Below are 20,282 nucleotides of genomic sequence, written 5' to 3'. Positions count from 1 at the left end.
TTCTCACCTTATCCCCAACATGAAAAAAGTTCTATTTTTTCTTCTGCTGGCTCCCCTGTCAAGCTACGCCCAGCAAAGTATTGATCTGACTACTGAGCACGCAACGAATTTCAATGGCATTGAATACGGCTTTGATATTACGAACGAGCGAAAGATGGAAATCAAGAACGAAAATTACAACCGTTTTGAACTGCGGGTGTACGTTCGAAATAATAGCGGCTGTTCGAAAATCCTGTTTCCACGACCAACCGCCTTCGGCGAGCAGAACCAGAATTTACTAGCCGCCTTCCTATGCGTGAACGCCACGGGCAAACGCCTCACCTCAAAAGACGCTCAGGTCTACGCCGGGCCTTTTGTCATTCCCTACAAACAGACGGTAAAGAATGCTGAAGGCAAGATGACCACCACTACCACGAACATTCAGGTGGGACATATATTAAAAAATGGAGAAATTTCTTCAGAAAATTTAACTGTAATAGTGCCTGAGGGTGAGGCACCTAGAATGAAAGTAGTGGTTCAAGACTTAATAGAATTATAATTTTTTCGAAACAGCACTTGACAAAGCTCTCAAATACCACTACTTTTGTGACACAAACAGAGGGTTGGCGGAGTGGTCGATCGCGGCAGTCTTGAAAACTGTTGACTGTAACAGGTCCGGGGGTTCGAATCCCTCACCCTCTGCATATGAAGCCTAAGTAACTGATTTTCAGATACTTAGGCTTCTGTCTTTTTAAGCACCTTTACAACCTTGATAATATGGATATTGTTGACTCTTTTAATGTAAATGAGGTTAAAGATTATATTACTTTGGCCAAGCCTTTTATTGACCCAATCATATCTACTCTCATAAAACCTAAAATTGAAAGATTAGCAAAGTGGGTAAAAAAAAATGATATTAAAGATAAGGTTTTAGAAAATTATTTCGAAAACAAATTTGAAGAATATTTAGCTAGAACAATGCTAAAATGTAAAAACATTAACATCTTAATTTTACAAAATCAACAAATACTTTTAGAAGAAATATATTATCCTTTAACATTAAGATCATCTAAAGACTTTCTCTATCAAAAGATAGAAAACTATACAGAAGATTTCATAAAACCATTTTCAAAAGTTCTAATTGCTGATACTGCAGGTATGGGCAAATCTACTTTGACTAAATTTATTGCTTTAAAAACAATAGAAAACAGGTTTGCGATACCGATTCTTATAGAATTAAGAAATTTAACCGAAAAACATTCTCTTATTGATGAAATATTCTTTCAAATCGATCCTATAGATCAATCATTTGAAAAAGACCTGATTTTCAAATTTCTAGAATTGGGTCAATTTTTCATAATATTAGATGGATTTGATGAAATACAACTACAACATCAAGAAACTATTACAAAAGATATAAGAGAGTTTATTAATAAAACATCAAATAATTATTTTCTTCTAACATCCAGGCCTGAAGGATCTTTAGCCGCCTTTGGAGATTTTCAGCTATTCAATATATTACCGCTTAAACCTAAAGAAGCAAATGACTTAATTAAAAGATATGATTCGATCAGTTCTATAAAAGTTGGAGATAAGTTAATTAAAGATTTAAAGACTAAATTAAGGGAGACTAGGGATTTGCTAGGAAATCCTTTCTTAGTTTCATTAATATATTATACATACATATATAATAAGGATATTCCACCCAATAAATCTGCATTTTATGAAGAAATATACACTGCCCTCTATAAAAGACATGATTTATCAAAAAACGGTTGGTCAAGACTTAAAAAATCTAATCTTGACGTATACCAATTCAGATTAGTTTTAAGAGAATTAGCTTACGAATCTTATCAAGCGGGGACTATAAGTTATGACGAAAATCAGCTAATTGAATTAATTAAAAAAGCTAAAGACAGATGCCCGGGCATTACTTTTTCAAATACTAATTTCCTAGAAGACCTTCTTTCAGCTGTACCTCTGTTTCAGCGAGAAGGTTTAAAAATAAAGTGGATACATAAATCGATTCAAGATTACTTTTTAGCTGAATTCATTGCTTCTAGTAGCAAGAAGGAAGAAATTTTAAATAAAATATATCTAAAACATACAGATAACTTACTCAACACGCTAGATCTATATATAGACCTAGATTTTAAAACTTTTAGGAAAATTATTTTAAAACAATTATTAATAGACTTTGTAAATTTCTACGAAAGCTCTTACAAAGATTATTTGAATAATAAAAATTACCCTCAACAGCAAATTGTACTTAGGAAATCTTTACATTATGGGGTTGATGTATCTTTTATAATGATTAAAAATTTAAAAAAAATAGATGAAAAATCGTATTTAGCATTAGAAAAAATAATCAAAGATACGCTACCGAATGATCCAATAGAAAGCATTGTATTATCAAAAGGATATGGCTATTTTTTAAAAGATTCTTTCAAAAGAAAGTTAATTAATTTATTTATAAATAGGAATTATCCTGCAATAAAGGAAATATATTTAAAACCGATTGAGAATGAAATACAAATAAATTTACCATACGAAAATTTCATAATACCTTTAGATGATAAAATTGAATCTCCATTAAATAATTTAAAGCATTTCAATAGTGTTAATAAAATCTTACAAAGTTTACTTTTCATTGGCCCTTCTACAAGGAAGTCTTATGTCATAGATTATAGTAATGCAATCAGGGAAATAGATAGTATAGACAAAGCAGAAAAAAATGATACAGTTTTCGATTTATAAATAACATTTATTTAAACCATAATAAACTTACTTTTAAGCTAAAATAAGTAATATTATGAAAAAAAATAATCTTGTAGATAACTACAGAAGAAAAGATATTCAAAAACAAGCCAATCGCTTATTAGAAGACAAAATAAATGAACTTAAACACATCATACCTGATTATTATTTAAATTTAAGGAGTCAAGAAGATCAAGACGATAAAGGTATTGACTTTGAATGCGAAATAGAACAAAGAACAACTGGATCAACTTCACATTTATTCAAAATACAAAATAAGGGTAGTTCCAAAGCTTTGAGTCCACTTACTGAAACTAATAACTTGGGACATATTTCATATTCTATTAAAATTCGTAATGCTAAATATTATCGTAATGAGGTTAATATACCTGTAGTTTTCATTGTATGCGATTTAGTTAATAAAAAAGTTTACTGGCATTCTATACAACTTGACGATTCTATTGATGAAAGAATTATAGCTGCTGAAAAAAATAACAAAAAGAGTATATCTATATATATTAATCCAAGTAAATTTTTAAATACTGATACGGCACGCTTGTTTATTGCAGATCTACTTAATTCTCACGTAGAGCAGCACGAAAGATATTTGCAAAGTATTGACAGAGAATTGTTTGATATTCCTAAAGTTATTCATATTAACAGTGACGATAGCATATTAAACCAATTATATAGTTTCATTAATCAATTATATAGCGAGATAACTATAGTGCCTATAAGTTTTATCGCTCGAAGCTATCCATTTAGTATTAATGACATTAACAGTTACTATAATATTGAAACATTTTCTTTAAGAATTTCTAACGAATCAGTATTTGAATTTTTTAATTCAATAGATATTCTTGAAGATACACTTATACTTAATATTAAGAATAGTGACCAAGATTCAATTACAGAAAAGGTTCATACAATATTATATAAACTCAATAGCAATTTAATTTACACAATTACTAATAAAAATGGTGAAAACAAAAAAAATATAAAGCTCAATACTAAATCAAATTGCGATTGCTGTATTTGCAATTATTACAGTTTTAATTTTGCAAAAATCGACTATATTATTAATACATCTGACTCTATAGATACTTTAAATAAAAAAGCATATACTGCATATTTAATAGGCGAATATTTAGATTCTTTTAATATATATATTGCATTATTAAAAACTTTAACTATAAATAACAAAACAAATTCTATACTCTATTATATTGTTATATATAATTTAAATAAACTTGTATTTTATGTTAAAACATATAATTACGATGTATATTTTAATAATAAATATTTTTACGATTACTTTAACGATAGGTTGATGAAAGTAACTTATGAAAAAATGAGTCTTTCATATAGAGAATATATAGTTAGTAAGATCCATAGAGAATCAATAATAATTAATTCTTACTTTACTATCAATAAAGTAGTTTCTGAAATTATTGATCATTACAGAAGCCAGCTTAGGGGTGGAATGAGTATGAATGATAATATATCTAAGCTCATATACGAGTATGCTTTTATAGAAAGATTTGTCTCTTCAAATAGAATAATTGGAACCCTATCTCAATATTATATTAAAATACATGAATTATTTATAGAAGGTTTATTTGCTTCGCATGGTATCAACAATAAACATTATCATAGATTAAAATATTTTGATGATTGGACATTATTGAAAATGATGATTTACGGCAATGGAGATGATATTTTGAAATTTTACAATAGATATGAATTAAATGGGCTTAAGTATAAAATAAATAACAATGGATATAACGAATTTCTATCAAAATCTATATCTCTAATTGAAAATTCTAATTTTGTTTACAACGGCAATTCTTCAATAAAAATTAACTATAAATTATCAAGAAGTTTAGACGACATGATTGATAATAGCATTATTCTTTTCGCAATCACTGATTTCGATGAAAGATCAGTTATAATGTTTTATAAAGAAATTTTAAATTATATCATTAATACTAATAGATTGTCATTTAAAACATTAAAATATTTTAAATTACTAATTAGAAAAAAACATTCTTATTTTACTAGTGACCTAATAACTGATCTATTAAATAAATCAATTATTAATAGTATATTCCATGATGAAGATTATTTCGAAAGTTTAACCTATACGATAACTAAAAATCATAAATACCTAAAAATAAGTAATGAATTACAAACTTCATTCTTGGATGAATTTATTACTAAACCCAATCAATCATCGCACGTAGTTAACCGTTTAAAAATTTTAATTTTTTTGTATAAATTAAATTTAAGCACCACTACCAAAGATATCATAAAATTTAATTTAATAGAATATATAGATAATGAATTTGATTTCGGAATTTTATCTTATTCTTTATTATTAGATGTAATTCCATTAGAAGAAAAATATATTGATAAACTAATAAATTTTATTAACATTGATAACTTACATGGATTTGAAGATTTTTTTAGCACAGATAACCCTATAAGATCATTAAGCTTAAATATGCTTATTAATATTTGCTATAAATTCAATATTAATTTTGATGATATCAAATTTTATAAATTCAGAAATATAAACAATTATTATGATTGGTTATTAAATATGGAAAAATTTGATTATAACAAGTTCAATCCTACATGGATTGTATTATATGAAACCTATTACTATCATATGCAACTATTGAAATATCCTGTGATTAAAAATAAGACAGATGAATTCTTAATTAGGAATAATAATTATCAACTTCAGAAGGAATATCATAAAATTTTCTATGAACTTCCTAAAGATGAGTGATTTAGATTATATTATTTAAGATATTTAGTTGTAAATAAAAGGCGAAGATTATAATCCTCGCCTTTTATTTACAATTTTATTTTAATACTTTTCTAAGAAAAGATAACATTGCATGATCCTGTGGATTTACACTACGAAAACTTTGACTTTGCACTTTTAGTTTTTCTTCCAAAATAGCTAGTTGTGCACGCTCATCGAGTTGATTTACCACCTGAACTTCTGCTTTCACCGTTTGAGTTTGGTTTTGCTCGGGTTTTGCTTTCTTCTTTGCAGCGGCTTTTAAAGCAGTAAATTCCACTAAATCTTTAAAGTGATTGTGCTTTGTGATATTGATGATGCCTGTACCAGGGTTTCCATTTACTTCAGTGATATAGCTTTCTTTCTTTTTATAGTTAGAACGCATAATATCCACGCCGGCAAATTCAAGCATCAACGCTTTTGCAGCATCAATAGCCATTTGAATTTCATAGTCGAATAGCTTTACGCTGCTACCCGTTCCGCCTCTCGAAAGATTGGCTCTAAAGTCACCTTTGGGTGCTGTTCTACGCATAGCAGAAACTACCTTGCCGCCTACTACAATTGCTCTAAAATCTTCCACTTCCATCCCTTCAGACTTAATAAAGCGTTGCATCTTAACTGGAACGCCCGCCCGGTGCAAGCTCTCTAAGGTGGTGTTAGTACTTAGTGGCGTTTCTAGTATTGACACCCCTGTTCCTTGTGAGCCAGTAAGCTGCTTAACGACAATGGGTAATCCACCCAGCTTATCAACAAAAAAACTAACGTGGTTGGGTCGGCAAGAAAAAACGGTCATCGGTGTCTTTACCCCTTCGTAGCTAAGAATCTGGGATGTGAAAAGCTTATCATGAGCAATCTGTATTCCCATCGAAGGCAATAAATGGCTAGGTTCTCGGTCAGATGCTGAAGGATGGTAGAACCCTAGGCTAAACCAGCTCCTAAACGACTGACTACAGCTTTGAAAGTCTTCGCTTTGAGTCGATTCGGTTCTGAGAGTTCTTCTCTTGCATCGTAGATCCGATCATAACCATTCTCGCCTCTACAAATTTCTCTAATTTCCATACTTTTATTGATACCCCTATTTTTCAGCACTAGCCCTCCTTTTCCACTATCCTCTTTTGCCTAAAATATCAATACAGAAACCTTCAAAACATAATAGAATTACACAACACCTACTTACTTAAAAACCTGAACTTCCCCGATACTCATCTGTGCACCGGGCTGTTCTGGTCCATCGGGTTTAAGAGCTTTAATGTATACATACCTTGCTTTTACTACTCCTAAAGGCAACGATAATTCCGTTTTTAACTTCGCATTGTCCATGCTTAGCCTTCTGGTCTTATCACTTCCATCCAGCGAGGTATAAATCTCCAGCTCAGTAGCGATGTTTTCGGGATAAAAAAACAGCTTTATCTGCCGGATCTCCGTCGATTCTAACAGGTCAATCCGGTAGGTATAGGCATATTCTCCCCCACCTATAGCTACTGTGTTCATATCGCCATCCACGCCATTTTCAGGAAATAAAATTTCAGCACTCGGATTCAGAAGAGCTCCATTTTTATTGGACAGAAAGGCCACGGGCTTGCCTAAGGCCAGATTTTTACTGGTTTCTGAATCACGCCTGTATTTCAGAGCCAGCAGTGCTCCGTAGCCATCTTTCTTAACGGGGATGCGATCCCCTTGAGCGTTGAGAATATATTTTTCTACGATTCGTACATCCGGGTTTTGAGGAACCACGGTAAGGGTATGGGCCCTGTAGGGGCCGGCCTCTTTAAATGCAATGAGGTAAGAATGCCCAGCTTCCAGCCGCGTTTCAGGAATTAGCAGATAATTAAAGCCCGCTTCTTTGACTACGGCTGATCCTTTAAAGACCAGCACAGGCTTATCCGTGGCGTATTCCTTAATCAGTATTTCGTGGCTGATCTGCCCAGCATCAGGATGTCCAACTGCGGCCAGAGTTAGGTCCGAAGCTCCTACCACCACCCGCATTCCCCGAAAATACCCCAGCGTATCGATGCGGGATGTATAGTCTTTTGAGGAAGCAAATCCGGTGCTATAGCCTTCCAGACTTTCGACTACCCTGGCTGGTCTTTGGGCTTCACGACTGCTATTTCCGTTTTTACCAATAGCAACAGCTCTGATCATTTTTGAGACAGGGAGCTTACCCGTGAACATCCGGCTATTCTTTCCGGGTGTTTTCCCGTCTGTCGTATAAAAAATTTGGGTACCCCCCACGGCTTTTAGGGTCACCTGACCTCCCGCTTCTTGCAGCTCGGGAGCGGGCAACCAGGGCTGATTAGCTCTGACGAAGGCCCCGATTTTGGTAAGGGCTGCTCGGTACTCAGGAACAATGAAAGTACCATCCACTCGCACGGGCCAGTTCAGGGATATGGTAGCCCCATTGGCCCAGTTTCGTTTGATAAAATCGATTATTACCTCAGGGTCTTTAGCCGGAACGTTAGGCGTTCCCCGGCTGGGACTCCAGGCCCATTCCTTATCCAGTAAAATACTCGTTTCCGCCGCCATTTTTTTCCTGGCCGCCGGAAGATGCCCGACGCCAATCAACACGCTTTCCATCCGTGCTTCTCCCTCAAAAACAGCTACATCATTATAAGGGTAGTTTACCACTGAACCAAACGCACGAATACCAGGGTTCGATAGAAAGATAAAGTACGGGTTCTTAGTCCGAGCATAGGCAACAATTTTCTGCCAGTCAAACCAGCGAGGGTCTACGGTAAATAGTTCAGGTGTTGCTCCCACATCTACCCAGAGTCCATCGGCCCCCATGTCTACGAGTTCCCGGCACAAACCTATATTCATTGTACCCCAAGCGTCAAAATCAGTAGCAATCTTGGGATCCCAGGCGGCATAATCCGTATTGTCTGGATTGCCTCCCTTATCAGGAGCAAAGTAACTGATGAACTTAATTCCCTTGTTATGGCAGGCAGTTATTAGCTCACCCACGTAATTTCGGGTTGTTTTCATTTCCCCATTCGTGGGCGTAGTCGAAGGCCACATTCGCCAGGCATCAAACGAATGTCCGGCATAGTTTAAAAACTTACCTCCCAAATTAACCGTTTCATTTACCCAGGTTTGAGCATCAAAGGCAGACATTCGGGCTTCCAATTTTCTTATTTTAGCCTGAATGGTGTCTTTGGGCATCGTCCAGGCACCCACGATTCGCGGTTCTGATAAAAACCCACAAGACACATTCACGCCAAATTTGGCCCGTTCATACCACTGAGCTCGGTAGGGTTCCGCTACCATTGTTAGCTTTTTAGAGGCGGATCGGTTCCCCGAAGTTACCTGTACCGTAAACGTGTACGTACCTTCTTTTTCAGGAGTACCCTGAATCCGGCCCTCTGTACTCAGGCTTAACCCATCCGGCAGGTGGCCCTGCGTGAGAATCCAGGAATAGTACTTACCTCCCTCCGCCCGAAGCTGAAAATAATCCTTACTTCCCGCTTCCGTCCAACTTTGATAAGGCAAATGGTCTACAAAAGCCGGGTAAATAGCATTTCCACGATCCTTCCTATACGCGGTACTGGAGGTGGTGGTAATGGTCAACTGTGCCCACAGGGCAAGGGGCATTAAAGAAATTAGTAAACTCAGGAAAGCCTTCATTCGTTGCCGGCAATAAGGGTGGAACTAACGATAGAATTCGATAGGGCCTGTCTTGTGATCATTTCCCTGTTTTCAGGTATGTATAACCACGAGTAAAGTTTACAGTTTGAGCCAACGTGGTTCCTCCAGTGATGTTATCTTCTTATCTATTCATTCATTACAACGAAAGCGTACCTAAAATAATCCGCTTTAATCCGACCTCCCGTATTGATCTATGTTTGGCAAAGAAGCATACCTATCGGTTGTAAACCCTATAGCTCCTGGCGTATGAATGACGGAGAAACGTCGGCTTTCTAAATGCGTATATATTGACCTGAATGGTTCTAGTGAAGTAATTTTATAATAGTCCGCCAAGAGGTACATTCCTTTTGATCCACGGATCTCTGCATCATTAGTATTCTATCATGCCCGCGTATCATCTACTACATTAGCGATCCTCTTCCAACTGCTCTTGCGATCATAGAAAGCTTCAGCCAACACTAGCCAGGCTAGTGTTAGCTGAAGCTTTCGAAAAAATCATTTCAATGACGGTCCGAACGTTTGTGGTATTGCTGGTCAAGGAAGAACCCATTCCAGACGGCGTACCCGCTAAAAACATATCCATTAGCCGTCAAATACGCGTATATGGCGTTTTCAGCACACTTCTCCAGATCAAAACTATGCATTTCAATGACGATAAGTCTGGGACGATAAATTGATAAATCCAGGGATTGCAATACTTCCCAGTCATGGCCTTCTACGTCAATAGAAAGAAAATCTATGGTTTGCCCTGTTGGTAAATTTTCCTGCAAAAGATCTGTTAGCGTACGGGTTTTTAGTCGATGTTCAGCCACTACCTTCACCTTCTGATCCTTTTCCAACACGGTTACCGTTCGCTGATCAATCGTATTTAGCTCATGCATGTTATACTCGGTAAAGACCACTTCAGTCTCCGTATTAGAAACCGCAGCGTATAATGGAATGTCCTTTAAGCGAAGATTTCTGTGTTTTTCTACGAGGCTTTTATTCGCATCGATGGTAATTCCCCGCCAGCCTTTGCAGTAAAAGCCAAACGTATTAGAAAAATGTACAGGTTCGTTACTACCTACCTCTACATAAAATCCTGTAGTTACCTCCGGGAGCATATTGGCAATAATCCGATCCTCTCCCATCTGAGAGTAACTTAAAAATACGTCGTTTCTGAACAGCTTTCTGAAAAAATAAAAAGTAGACATCTGTAAGGCGTCCAGAAAAGGCAAATAATTAAAAAGTACTTTCACTTGATTGAAGTTCGACATGTTCGCAAGCTTTTAGAAAGGTAAGGGATTGAGTAAACGAGGGTTTATTGACCGTAGAATTTAACTTTTTATTTTAAAACGCTGTACTAGATCGCGTACTGCCTTTAGACGGAACGTGTCCACTATCGCCAACGTTTGCATACGAAAGATAAGTCGCACAGGTACAGAGAAATAATTTAGCAAATAAGCTGATAACATATAGGCGATTAATGTGGCTACAGAAGCTCCTACTGCTCCATAGGTAGGAATCAAGACCAGATTTAAGATCACATTTACAAGAGCTCCTATCAGCGTTTTATAAAGCATAAAGCGTTGATGTCCGTATAGTATAAACCAATTGGAAGTGCCTACGCCTAGAAAGACAAATACGCCTGCCCAGATATGCACAATCAAAATTTGAGCTACGCCTTCATACTGATTGCCAAACAATAGATTAACCAGTGTATCCGCAAAAAAGCAAGTCCCTACAGATATACTGATACTAATGAAAGCGAGTAAGGTAAGTAATTGCTGGTAACCCCTGTGGAAAGCGGCCTCGTCGCTGTTCTTTAGTTGAAGAATGGAAGGATAAAAGGAGGATACTAATGCGGTAGCAATAAAATACCAGACTTCAGATAAACGTAAGGCAGCACTATACCTGCCTAACTCAGCACTGTCTGCCAGGCTTTCAATCATAAACTGATCGGCCCGCATGTAAATAAAAATAAAAAATTCATTTACGATCAAGGGCCAGGACATTAACAACAAATGTTTGGCCAGAGAAAGATCAAAACGCCACTGCAATAAAGACTCTGAACGGTATCGGCTATAAAAAAACAACAAGAACAACGCTCCTAATAGAGCCTCCAGAAATATTAAAGCCGAAAAAACAATAAGGTTAGCCTGTGAGACTAATAGGTACGTACGAAGCAACGTTGAAAGAATAAAAGCAATGAACTTTGCTAATACGGAGCGGCGGGCCTGCACCTCGGCCTGAAAAAACAGATCAATGACATCTGAACTTTGAAAAACCAGCGTAGATGCGGAGAAAAGAATCATGTAGACTAGGGTGAGCTCTTTACAAAAGTAATAAGCAGCCACACCCACCAGCAGGTACGCAACCAACCCAGCCAGCAGTTTCAATACAAAGGCAGTGCCCAGTAATTCTTGTCTGGAGGCAGTTTTAGGGTTTATTAACTCTGTCACCACCACTGAGGTCAGCCCCAAGCTTGCCAGGGGTAAAAGAATAGCAGGAAACACCATGGCATAGTTTAACTGCCCAAATTGCTCAGGTCCCAGGTAACGAGCCAGCCAGACGCCAATAACCATGCCTGCCGCCATGCGGAAAATCCGATCAAAAAATATCCATCCGACACTGACTAAAGCCTTACTGATATTTTTGCCTAGTTTCGGTGACTTTACTTCCGTCATAAAGTTTATAATAGGTGCTTTTATCCCCTTTTCAAGTAGTTATCATTTACTTAAATGGAAGCATTACAGATATGTTATCTATTGTCTTTCAGTACATTATACAAGAAAACCTAAAACGGTATAATGGAAGAGACCTATCGCTTATCAAAGATAAGGTAGTCCATATAAATATACTGGCATCAGTGTTGAAGACCCGCACGAATGGGCTCAAGAGCACGTGATTCTCCTGATGAAATCAATAAATCAAAGAAGGTTGCCATGTAAGTTGCTTGTTCAGATTTTCGCAAAAATGGTATATTTTCTTAAATTCTTTCTCGTATCGCCAACGAATTTAATAATCATGTATCTATAAAATAAGTACATATACTCTAAACATAATTATTCATCGTGTTACTCCTATATCCTATCTGCCTGAAAGTCTGCGAGTTGACCAACCCAGAACCTACGCAAGAGTCATCAGTTGCTAAGAGCTATTTCTTTGACGTGAATCTCACAGAGATGCCTAGTATAAGTCTTATGATACTACCCGGTATTGTCTCCAGTCATTCTTACCTAAGATTTAATAAAGCATTTTCATACGTAGTTTTAATTCCATGATTTATACCTTTCTTGAAAAAATGTCATTTTATTCTCCATTCTCTGCTAATTAGCTATATGTTTGCTACTCAATTGTAAGCGAATGGATTCAACGCAACATCCAGATTGCCCCCGCTGCGATTCTTCGGACGTTACCAAATCGGGGGTTATTAAAGATCGGCAACGTTTTTTTTGTAAAGCTTGTCAGTATCACTTCACCGTAGACAAGTTAGGAAAAGGGATTAGTACGTATTACGTCATTAAGGCCTTGCAACTTTATATTGAAGGAGTTAGCTACCGAGAAATCGAGCGGCTACTCGGTGTCAGTCACGTTTCAGTGATGAACTGGGTAAAGAAGTACCAGATCAAAATCCCCAAGAATTCTGAGTATAAACCCACTTACAAAATCCTCAATCATAAGGAGCTGGCTGATTACTTTGCCAACCGCGAAAACCTGCGAAGCTCTGGCGTACTGGTTACCGAACTGGGCGATAAATTCATGCTCATTCGCTGGGAACGGTTCAAGGATTAACTTTATCAATCTTTCCCTTACCCTTCGTTGGCAATCTCTTACTGATCCTGGCGTACCTTTGCGGTTTAAATCGCAGCTCATGAACGAAAGATTGCGGGGTCAGTACCTGATTATCGTTAGTTTACTTTTTGCCCTCATTCTCAATTTCCCTTTATTATCGCTTTTAACCGACCCATCCTCTGGCTCGGCATTCCCCTGCTCTACTGGTATCTGTTTATCGTATGGCTGGGGCTGGTAATTTTGATGTATTGGTACTGGACTCGCAGAAATCATGAATAGTGGCTGGGTAGTTATTGTCTCGGTCATGTATCTGGGACTTCTTTTCGGCATTGCTTACTGGGCTGAACGTTCTCAACCCGCCCGTCGCTGGGTTTCCAATCCCTGGATTTACTCGCTGTCGCTGAGCGTTTACTGTTCCGCCTGGGCCTATTATGGCTCCGTAGGGCGAGTGATCACCAACGGCGTAGAATTCCTCTCCACCTATTTAGGCCCTACCTTGACGGCTCCCCTGTGGTGGATTATTTTACGCAAAATCATCCGCATTTGTAAGGTACAACGCATCGCCACGCTGGCCGATTTTGTGGCTTCCAGGTATGGGAAATCTGCCAATTTAGGGGCTCTGGTCGCACTTTGCTGTCTGGTAGGGATCGTCCCTTACATTTCACTTCAGCTTAAAGCCATTTCTACGAGCTTTGCTGTACTAGCACAACTCCCTCAAAAAGAAGAACTTACCAGTAATTTAACCTTATATCTGGCCGTTGGATTAGGCTTGTTCGTGATCCTTTTCGGTACGCGAAAAATCGAAGCTACCGAACAACACGAAGGCATGGTAACGGCCATTGCTGCCGAGTCGCTGGTAAAGATGCTGGCCTTTTTACTCGTAGGCAGTTACGTTACCTTCGGCGTTTTTAATGGTTTTGGCGACATTTTCACGCAGGCTTCTCACAAACCCGAACTTCAAAAGCTCTTTACCATCGATCCCGAGGGCGGCTATGGTTCCTGGTTTTGGCATTTGTTGCTTTCTACCCTCAGCATTCTGTTGTTACCCCGCCAATTTCAGGTAGCCGTGGTTGAAAATACGGACGAGCGTCACCTCAACCGGGCGATCTGGTCGTTTCCGCTTTACATGCTGATTATTAACCTTTTCGTATTACCCATCGCTTTTGGCGGAGCGATCCTGTTTCAGAATCAGGCCGTCAATGCAGATAATTATGTCTTAGCCATTCCGCTGTATTTTGATAAAGAATGGCTGGCTCTAATTACTTATCTGGGTGGTTTTTCGGCGGCTACGGGGATGGTTATTGTAGAAACCATTGCTTTGAGTACGATGCTCAGTAACAGCGTGTTGATGCCTTATGTCTTGACGCAACCCACCCTCCGCCGACGCATCGGGCCCAATCTGGGAAGCTTCCTGACCCGCTCCCGCCGGATTAGTATTCTGTTTTTGCTCGTCGCCGCTTATCTCTATTACTCCAAACTCGCCGGACGCTACCCCTTGGTGTCCATTGGTCAGGTGTCCTTTACCGCAGTAGCTCAGTTGGCTCCGGCTGTATTAGGTGGTATTTTCTGGAAACAGGGAAACCGATACGGAGCCACCGTTGGGTTGATTCTGGGCTTTACCCTTTGGTTTTATACCCTCGTGATTCCCATGCTGGCGGAAGCGGGTTTCTTCCCCATTTCGTTGAACACGCACGGCCCCTGGGGTGTGGAATTGCTGAAGCCTTCAGCTCTGTTTGGGCTGGAGGGTTTCGACCGAATATCGCACGCCATTTTCTGGAGTTTATTGGTTAATGTGCTGGCTTACGTATTGCTTTCGATTCGCTTTCCACAAACCTCCATGGAACACAATCAGGCGATTTTATTCGTGGACATTTTCAAATATTCCGAAGTAATCGAAAGCTCTACCATCTGGCGGGGAACGGCTTATATTCCTGATTTACAAAGCTTGTTGAGTCAATTTTTTGGTAAAGAACGAACAGCTCAGTTACTCGAACGCTTTGCCAGTGAGAACGAAATTGACCTCAACTGGCAACGGGCTTCGCCCCAATTGGTGAACTACGCTGAAAACCTGCTGGCCGGAGTGGTGGGTTCGGCTTCGGCTCGGTTAATGGTTGCCTCGGTAACGCTGGAAGAGAAAATTTCGGTGGATGAGGTCGTAGAAATTCTGAAGGAGTCGCAGGAGTTAATTCTCACCAACCGCCAGCTTCGCCAGCATCAAACCGAGCTGGAACGAGCCACGACGCAACTCCGTGAAGCTAACGAACAGATGGTACGGACGGATCGTTTGAAAGATGATTTTCTCACCACCGTTACCCACGAATTACGAACGCCTATTACGTCAATCAAGGCTCTAAGTGAAATTTTACAGGATAATCCTGAACTCGAAACCGACCAGCGGGATCATTTTCTGAACACCATTATTCGGGAGTCGGATCGATTAACCCGTCTCATTAGTCAGGTGCTGGATCTGGAAAAATACGAATCCGGAAAACAATCCCTTCGCACGGAAAGCGTTCAGATGCGGGAAGTGATTCGGGAAGCCATTGAGACGGTTGAGCAACTGGCTCTGGATAAGTCGGTCAAACTGGAGGTGACGCTGGATGAAAACTTGCCCACTACGCAGGCAGATCGGGATAAAATCATGCAGGTACTCATTAACCTGCTTTCCAACGCTATCAAATATACGGAAGCCCACCGGGGAGTAATCCAACTCAGGGCCTACACCACTGACAAGAAGATTACTATTGAGGTACAGGATAACGGGCCCGGCATTGCTCTGGATTATCAGAAACTTATATTTGACAAGTTTTATCAGGCTGAAAATCAAACCATCCGCAAACCCAAAGGCAGCGGTTTGGGCTTAGCCATTACCAAAAAAATCATAGAATTGCATAGCGGAACGATTGCAGTCCACAGCGAATCTGGTCACGGAGCCCTATTTATCGTGCAGTTACCCCTTCGCTCGGAGTGATTATTCTGAGTACTTACGCAAGGTTGCATTCAGGGATGAATGAATGAACCTTGTTGGGCTTTTCCTGTTTCCCTAACGTACAGATGCGTGGTGAAGCCCCTCGTTAGTGAACAAACTTGCGTATATTTGAATTCAATCCGTAACTCCTTGACTCTATAAAACGAACCGAATCTCAACCCAACCATTGAGATTTTGTTGATGTGTGTTATGAAAATTCTGATTGTTGACGATGAACCGGGCATAGTCATGTCGCTGGAATTCCTGATGAAAAAGGAAGGTTACCAGGTGTACATTGCCCGTGACGGAGCCGAAGCTCTGGACATCATTCGCCAGGAAACGCCACACCTGGTTCTGCTGGACATCATGATGCCCAGTGTAGATGGCTATGAAGTATGCCGACAGGTAAAAGAATCCGAATCTTTACAGGAAACCAAAATTATTTTTCTGAGTGCCAAGAGTAAAGAAAGCGACATTGAAAAGGGCCTATCCTTCGGAGCTGATCTTTACCTGACCAAACCCTTCTCTACTCGTAACTTAATGGCCAAAGTTCAGGAACTTACGGCCTGTTAATGGTATTTCTTCCCTTCGTTCCAGTCAAAAAAGCAATGGAATATTACTCTTTTATCTATATTAAATTAGCTAGAAAAATCGCGTTTTTTTGATCACCTCCGCGATTGCTTGTACTTTAGCCGGACTAAGTACGTATTTTTCAAGTCCTCTAAAACGAGCTGTTAGCTATGAGTCACATCCCATTTCAACTGAAAAGCTTTGAAGACTATCAACGAACGTATAAGCAATCAGTTGAGGATCCTGAAGGTTTCTGGGCTGAAATTGCTTCCCATTTTTACTGGCGGAAACCCTGGGTAAACGCTTCAATGGAATTTTTCCGACCCGGATATTAAGTGGTTTACGGGTGGTAAATTAAATATTACTGAGAATGCTCTGGATCGTCACTTAGTAGAACGCGGCGATCAGACAGCCATACTTTGGGAACCCAACGATCCTCAGGAAGAATCGGTTAAAATATCCTATAAACAATTGCATCAGCGGGTTTGCCGTTTTGCGAACGTCCTGAAAAAACAGGGCGTGCAAAAAGGTGACCGCGTTTGTATTTACTTACCCATGGTGCCTGAGCTGGCCGTAGCCGTTCTGGCCTGTGCCCGTATCGGAGCCATCCATTCGGTCGTTTTTGGTGGTTTCTCGGCCCAATCCATTGCTGACCGTATCAATGATGCTCAGTGTAAGGTGGTCGTTACTTCGGATGGAGCCTACCGGGGTTCGAAGGAAATTGCCATGAAAGCTACCGTGGATGACGCTTTGGTAACCTGTCCTTCGGTAGAAACCGTATTGGTCATGACCCGTACCCGCACGCCAGTCTTCATGCTGAAAGGCCGGGATCGCTGGTGGGAGCAGGAAGAAAAATACGTTACCAACGAATGCCCCGCCGAAGAAATGAACGCTGAAGACACCCTGTTCATCCTTTACACTTCGGGATCTACGGGTAAGCCCAAAGGCGTGGTGCATACCTGCGGTGGGTATATGGTGTACGCTTCGTACACTTTTGCCAACGTTTTCCAGTACCAACCCGGCGACATTCATTTCTGTACGGCAGACATCGGCTGGATTACCGGGCATAGTTACATCGTTTACGGTCCGCTTTGCTGCGGTGCTACGAGCTTAATGTTCGAAGGGGTACCGACCTATCCCGATGCCGGACGTTTCTGGGATATTGTTGATAAGCATAAGGTTAACATTCTCTACACGGCTCCAACGGCCATTCGTTCGCTGATGGGCTTTGGCTTACAATACGTCGAAGACAAAGACCTTTCGAGCCTGACGAAGTTAGGTTCCGTGGGTGAGCCGATTAATGAAGAAGCCTGGCGTTGGTTCCACGATCATATTGGTAAGGGAAAAACGCCCATTGCCGATACCTGGTGGCAAACCGAAACGGGCGGAATCATGATTTCGCCACTGGCGGGTATTACCCCCGAAAAGCCAACTTATGCGACTTTGCCCTTACCCGGTGTACAACCGATTCTGGTGGACGAAAACGGGAAGGAAATTGAAGGGAACGGCGTTTCGGGTAACCTTTGCATTAAATTCCCCTGGCCCGGTATTCTCCGAACCACCTACGGCGACCACGAACGTTGCAAGCAAACGTATTTCAGCACATATCCCAATTTATACTTTACGGGCGACGGCTGTCTCCGCGATGAAGACGGTTATTACCGCATTACGGGTCGGGTTGATGACGTACTGAACGTATCCGGTCACCGAATCGGAACGGCTGAGGTAGAAAATGCCATTAACATGCACCTTGGCGTAGTGGAAAGTGCCGTGGTGGGTTATCCGCACGACATCAAAGGCCAGGGTATCTACGCTTATATCATTACGGAAGAACCGCTGGATAACGCCGACCTGACCCGTCGGGACATTCTGGCTACGGTTTCCCGCGTGATTGGGCCGATTGCGAAACCGGATAAAATTCAGTTCGTAACGGGCTTACCTAAAACTCGCTCGGGTAAAATTATGCGTCGAATTCTGCGGAAGATTGCCGAAGGAGATACCTCTAATTTAGGCGATACATCTACGCTGCTCGATCCCGCAGTAGTCGATGAGATTAAAAACGGAGCTTTATAATACATGACAACTTCCCGAAAGTGTAAGAACTTTCGGGAAGTTCTTTTTTAAAGGCATACTATGTTTCGAAAGCTAAGTTCACAGGCCCTGGAGCGAATGGCCTATCTGGAGAAACTCGACCAGCAGGATCGCACGGATGGCACGCCCCGTTCTAAACGCCTGCGGCAGATTAATCGGGCAACGGGCGAGTTTTTATCCATTCTGGCGGTAAACGCTCCGGCAGGAGAACTCATTGAAATCGGCACCAGTGCGGGCTATTCTACGCTTTGGCTGGCCTTGGCTGCCCGCGAACGCCAACAGAAAGTAAAGACCTTCGAGATTGATCCCGAAAAGATAGCTCTGGCTCAGGAAACCTTTCACCTCGCGGGACTAGAAGAATATATTGAGATTATTCCCGGCGACTTTCTGCAAAGCGGATTAGAGGTATCCTCGGTCTCGTTCTGTTTTTTAGATGCTGAAAAGGAATTGTATGAGCCCTGTTTCCAGCTCATCGCTACAACATTAGTCACCAATGGCTTACTGGTAGCCGACAACGCCATTGATCAATACGACGGCATTAAACCCATGATTGATGCGGCTTTGGCCGATGAACGTTTCGATTGCGTAACCGTTCCGATTGGTAATGGCGAATTTATTTGCCGCAGAACCTAACTTTCACTCACCTCATTTCTTTGCCTGGCTTAACATCCATTCTTCGTTCCGTCTCTGCTCTACCCCACGAAAGTCTGGAGCTAATTAAGCCTTTCATCACTCAGCACCTGTATTGGGCCGAACGCATTTAAATATCAGGTTTATTTTCTGGGAAAAGGGGTGGTTCGGGCCAGTCAGGGCAAAAACCCGTTAACCTTCTGTTTTTGCATGGAAGGAGAAATCATTCTTCCCTTTAACCGTTACACTTGTCGCAAACTGACTTAGTACACAAGATTATTACTATCCCATGTACCTCAAAAAAGTCAGATACTAGTAGCTTTGCTACTCATCCTCACCTTTTTACGCTATACATGAAAAAAACCATCTACAATCCGGCTTTAAAAGAGACAATCGTTTTCAATAAAACATCGATTGAAACCGACGGTGCGTACTCTGAGTTGGAAATCTCACTGGAACCTGGTGGGGGTAATCCTATGCACTATCATAAAGCTTATAGTGAATTATTTACGGCAGTGGACGGTGAGCTGGGCCTGGAACTTAAGGGTGGTAAGAAAGTAATGCTAAAGCCCGGCGAATCTTATTTAGTTAAAATGGGCGAAAACCACCGCTTTTTTAATCAGAATGACCAGCGAATTACCTTTACCAATAAGGTCGTCCCAGGTTCTACAGGTTTGGAGAATACGTTAAGGATTCTGTGTGGCCTAGCTGAAGACGGATTATACACCAAAGCCAATATTCCCAGTAATATTTACCATATGGGAATATGTGCCGTGATGAGTGACATGCGACTAACTGGTATAGCCGGTCTAGTAACCACACCACTAGTTAAAATACTGGCAAGACTCGGACGAAAAAAGGGATTAGAAGCTGATTTAGTTAGAAAATACTGTATCTAACCGACTCACTTCTGGCGACTGTATTTTCATTGCCACGCTGGTAAATGTCGATTGTGGGGCTGAAACCCGTTTCTCATGAATACTCGATGCTCTGGTCTGATAAGCCAGAGCATTTTTATTATTCGTTCGTTTCCGCTCATCACGGCTAAAATTGCCACAC

The 20,282-nt window shown here is 40.3% G+C and carries 13 protein-coding genes, 1 tRNA gene and 1 pseudogene; 11 read left to right on the top strand and 4 right to left on the bottom strand.

Annotated elements, in window-relative coordinates; genetic code table 11:
- The first annotated feature begins 19 nt into the window (after positions 1-19).
- The 4 genes from BWI96_RS05685 (at position 20) to BWI96_RS05670 (ending at position 5,530) form a co-directional block, all read left to right on the top strand.
- Entirely contained in the window at positions 20-538 is a 519-nt protein-coding gene (locus BWI96_RS05685; RefSeq protein WP_106635724.1) for an ABC transporter permease, read from the top strand.
- A 58-nt stretch (positions 539-596) separates the two neighbouring features.
- A tRNA-Ser gene (locus tag BWI96_RS05680) sits at positions 597-681 on the top strand.
- A gap of 75 nt (positions 682-756) precedes the next feature.
- Positions 757-2,736, top strand: a complete 1,980-nt coding sequence (locus BWI96_RS05675; RefSeq protein ID WP_106635723.1) for an NACHT domain-containing NTPase — start codon at positions 757-759, stop codon at positions 2,734-2,736.
- 55 nt (positions 2,737-2,791) lie between these two features.
- A complete protein-coding gene (locus BWI96_RS05670) occupies positions 2,792-5,530 on the top strand; it encodes a DUF4365 domain-containing protein (protein ID WP_106635722.1) in 2,739 nt (912 codons plus the stop codon).
- 76 nt (positions 5,531-5,606) lie between these two features.
- Here the strand turns inward: BWI96_RS05670 and BWI96_RS05665 are convergent, their stop codons facing one another.
- The 4 genes from BWI96_RS05665 to BWI96_RS05650 all read right to left on the bottom strand — a co-directional run bounded on the left by BWI96_RS05665 (position 5,607) and on the right by BWI96_RS05650 (position 11,856).
- A complete protein-coding gene (locus BWI96_RS05665; RefSeq protein ID WP_106635721.1) occupies positions 5,607-6,413 on the bottom strand; it encodes a RimK family alpha-L-glutamate ligase in 807 nt (268 codons plus the stop codon).
- A gap of 308 nt (positions 6,414-6,721) precedes the next feature.
- Positions 6,722-9,169 (bottom strand): alpha-L-fucosidase, encoded by a 2,448-nt coding sequence (locus tag BWI96_RS05660; protein WP_106635720.1) that lies wholly within the window; start codon positions 9,167-9,169, stop codon positions 6,722-6,724.
- A gap of 521 nt (positions 9,170-9,690) precedes the next feature.
- The gene (locus BWI96_RS05655; protein WP_106635719.1) at positions 9,691-10,446 is read right to left on the bottom strand and encodes an FkbM family methyltransferase; all 756 of its coding nucleotides are present in this window, start codon (positions 10,444-10,446) and stop codon (positions 9,691-9,693) included.
- 60 nt (positions 10,447-10,506) lie between these two features.
- The gene (locus BWI96_RS05650; RefSeq protein ID WP_106635718.1) at positions 10,507-11,856 is read right to left on the bottom strand and encodes a flippase; all 1,350 of its coding nucleotides are present in this window, start codon (positions 11,854-11,856) and stop codon (positions 10,507-10,509) included.
- Between the two features lie 679 nt (positions 11,857-12,535).
- On the opposite strand from BWI96_RS05650, the gene BWI96_RS05645 reads away from it, so the two are divergent.
- From BWI96_RS05645 to BWI96_RS05615, 7 genes and pseudogenes are all read left to right on the top strand, one after another.
- Entirely contained in the window at positions 12,536-12,964 is a 429-nt protein-coding gene (locus BWI96_RS05645; RefSeq protein ID WP_106635717.1) for a helix-turn-helix domain-containing protein, read from the top strand.
- A gap of 79 nt (positions 12,965-13,043) precedes the next feature.
- The gene (locus BWI96_RS05640; RefSeq protein ID WP_198555151.1) at positions 13,044-13,202 is read left to right on the top strand and encodes a hypothetical protein; all 159 of its coding nucleotides are present in this window, start codon (positions 13,044-13,046) and stop codon (positions 13,200-13,202) included.
- A gap of 33 nt (positions 13,203-13,235) precedes the next feature.
- Positions 13,236-15,935 carry a sensor histidine kinase gene (locus BWI96_RS05635; RefSeq protein WP_106635716.1) on the top strand — a complete coding sequence of 900 codons (2,700 nt, stop codon included), beginning with the start codon at positions 13,236-13,238 and terminating at the stop codon, positions 15,933-15,935.
- A 207-nt stretch (positions 15,936-16,142) separates the two neighbouring features.
- The gene (locus tag BWI96_RS05630; protein ID WP_106635715.1) at positions 16,143-16,505 is read left to right on the top strand and encodes a response regulator transcription factor; all 363 of its coding nucleotides are present in this window, start codon (positions 16,143-16,145) and stop codon (positions 16,503-16,505) included.
- A gap of 167 nt (positions 16,506-16,672) precedes the next feature.
- Positions 16,673-18,575: pseudogene (gene acs, locus BWI96_RS05625) on the top strand (acetate--CoA ligase).
- Between the two features lie 60 nt (positions 18,576-18,635).
- Entirely contained in the window at positions 18,636-19,226 is a 591-nt protein-coding gene (locus BWI96_RS05620) for an O-methyltransferase (RefSeq protein ID WP_106635714.1), read from the top strand.
- A 350-nt stretch (positions 19,227-19,576) separates the two neighbouring features.
- A complete protein-coding gene (locus tag BWI96_RS05615) occupies positions 19,577-20,122 on the top strand; it encodes a cupin domain-containing protein (protein WP_106635713.1) in 546 nt (181 codons plus the stop codon).
- The last annotated feature ends 160 nt before the right edge of the window (positions 20,123-20,282 follow it).

Source organism: Siphonobacter sp. SORGH_AS_0500 (genome assembly GCF_002838835.1).
GTDB lineage: Bacteria > Bacteroidota > Bacteroidia > Cytophagales > Spirosomataceae > Siphonobacter.
The sequence above is the reverse complement of the archived record's forward strand: the minus strand, read 5'-3'. Positions and strand labels throughout refer to the sequence as shown.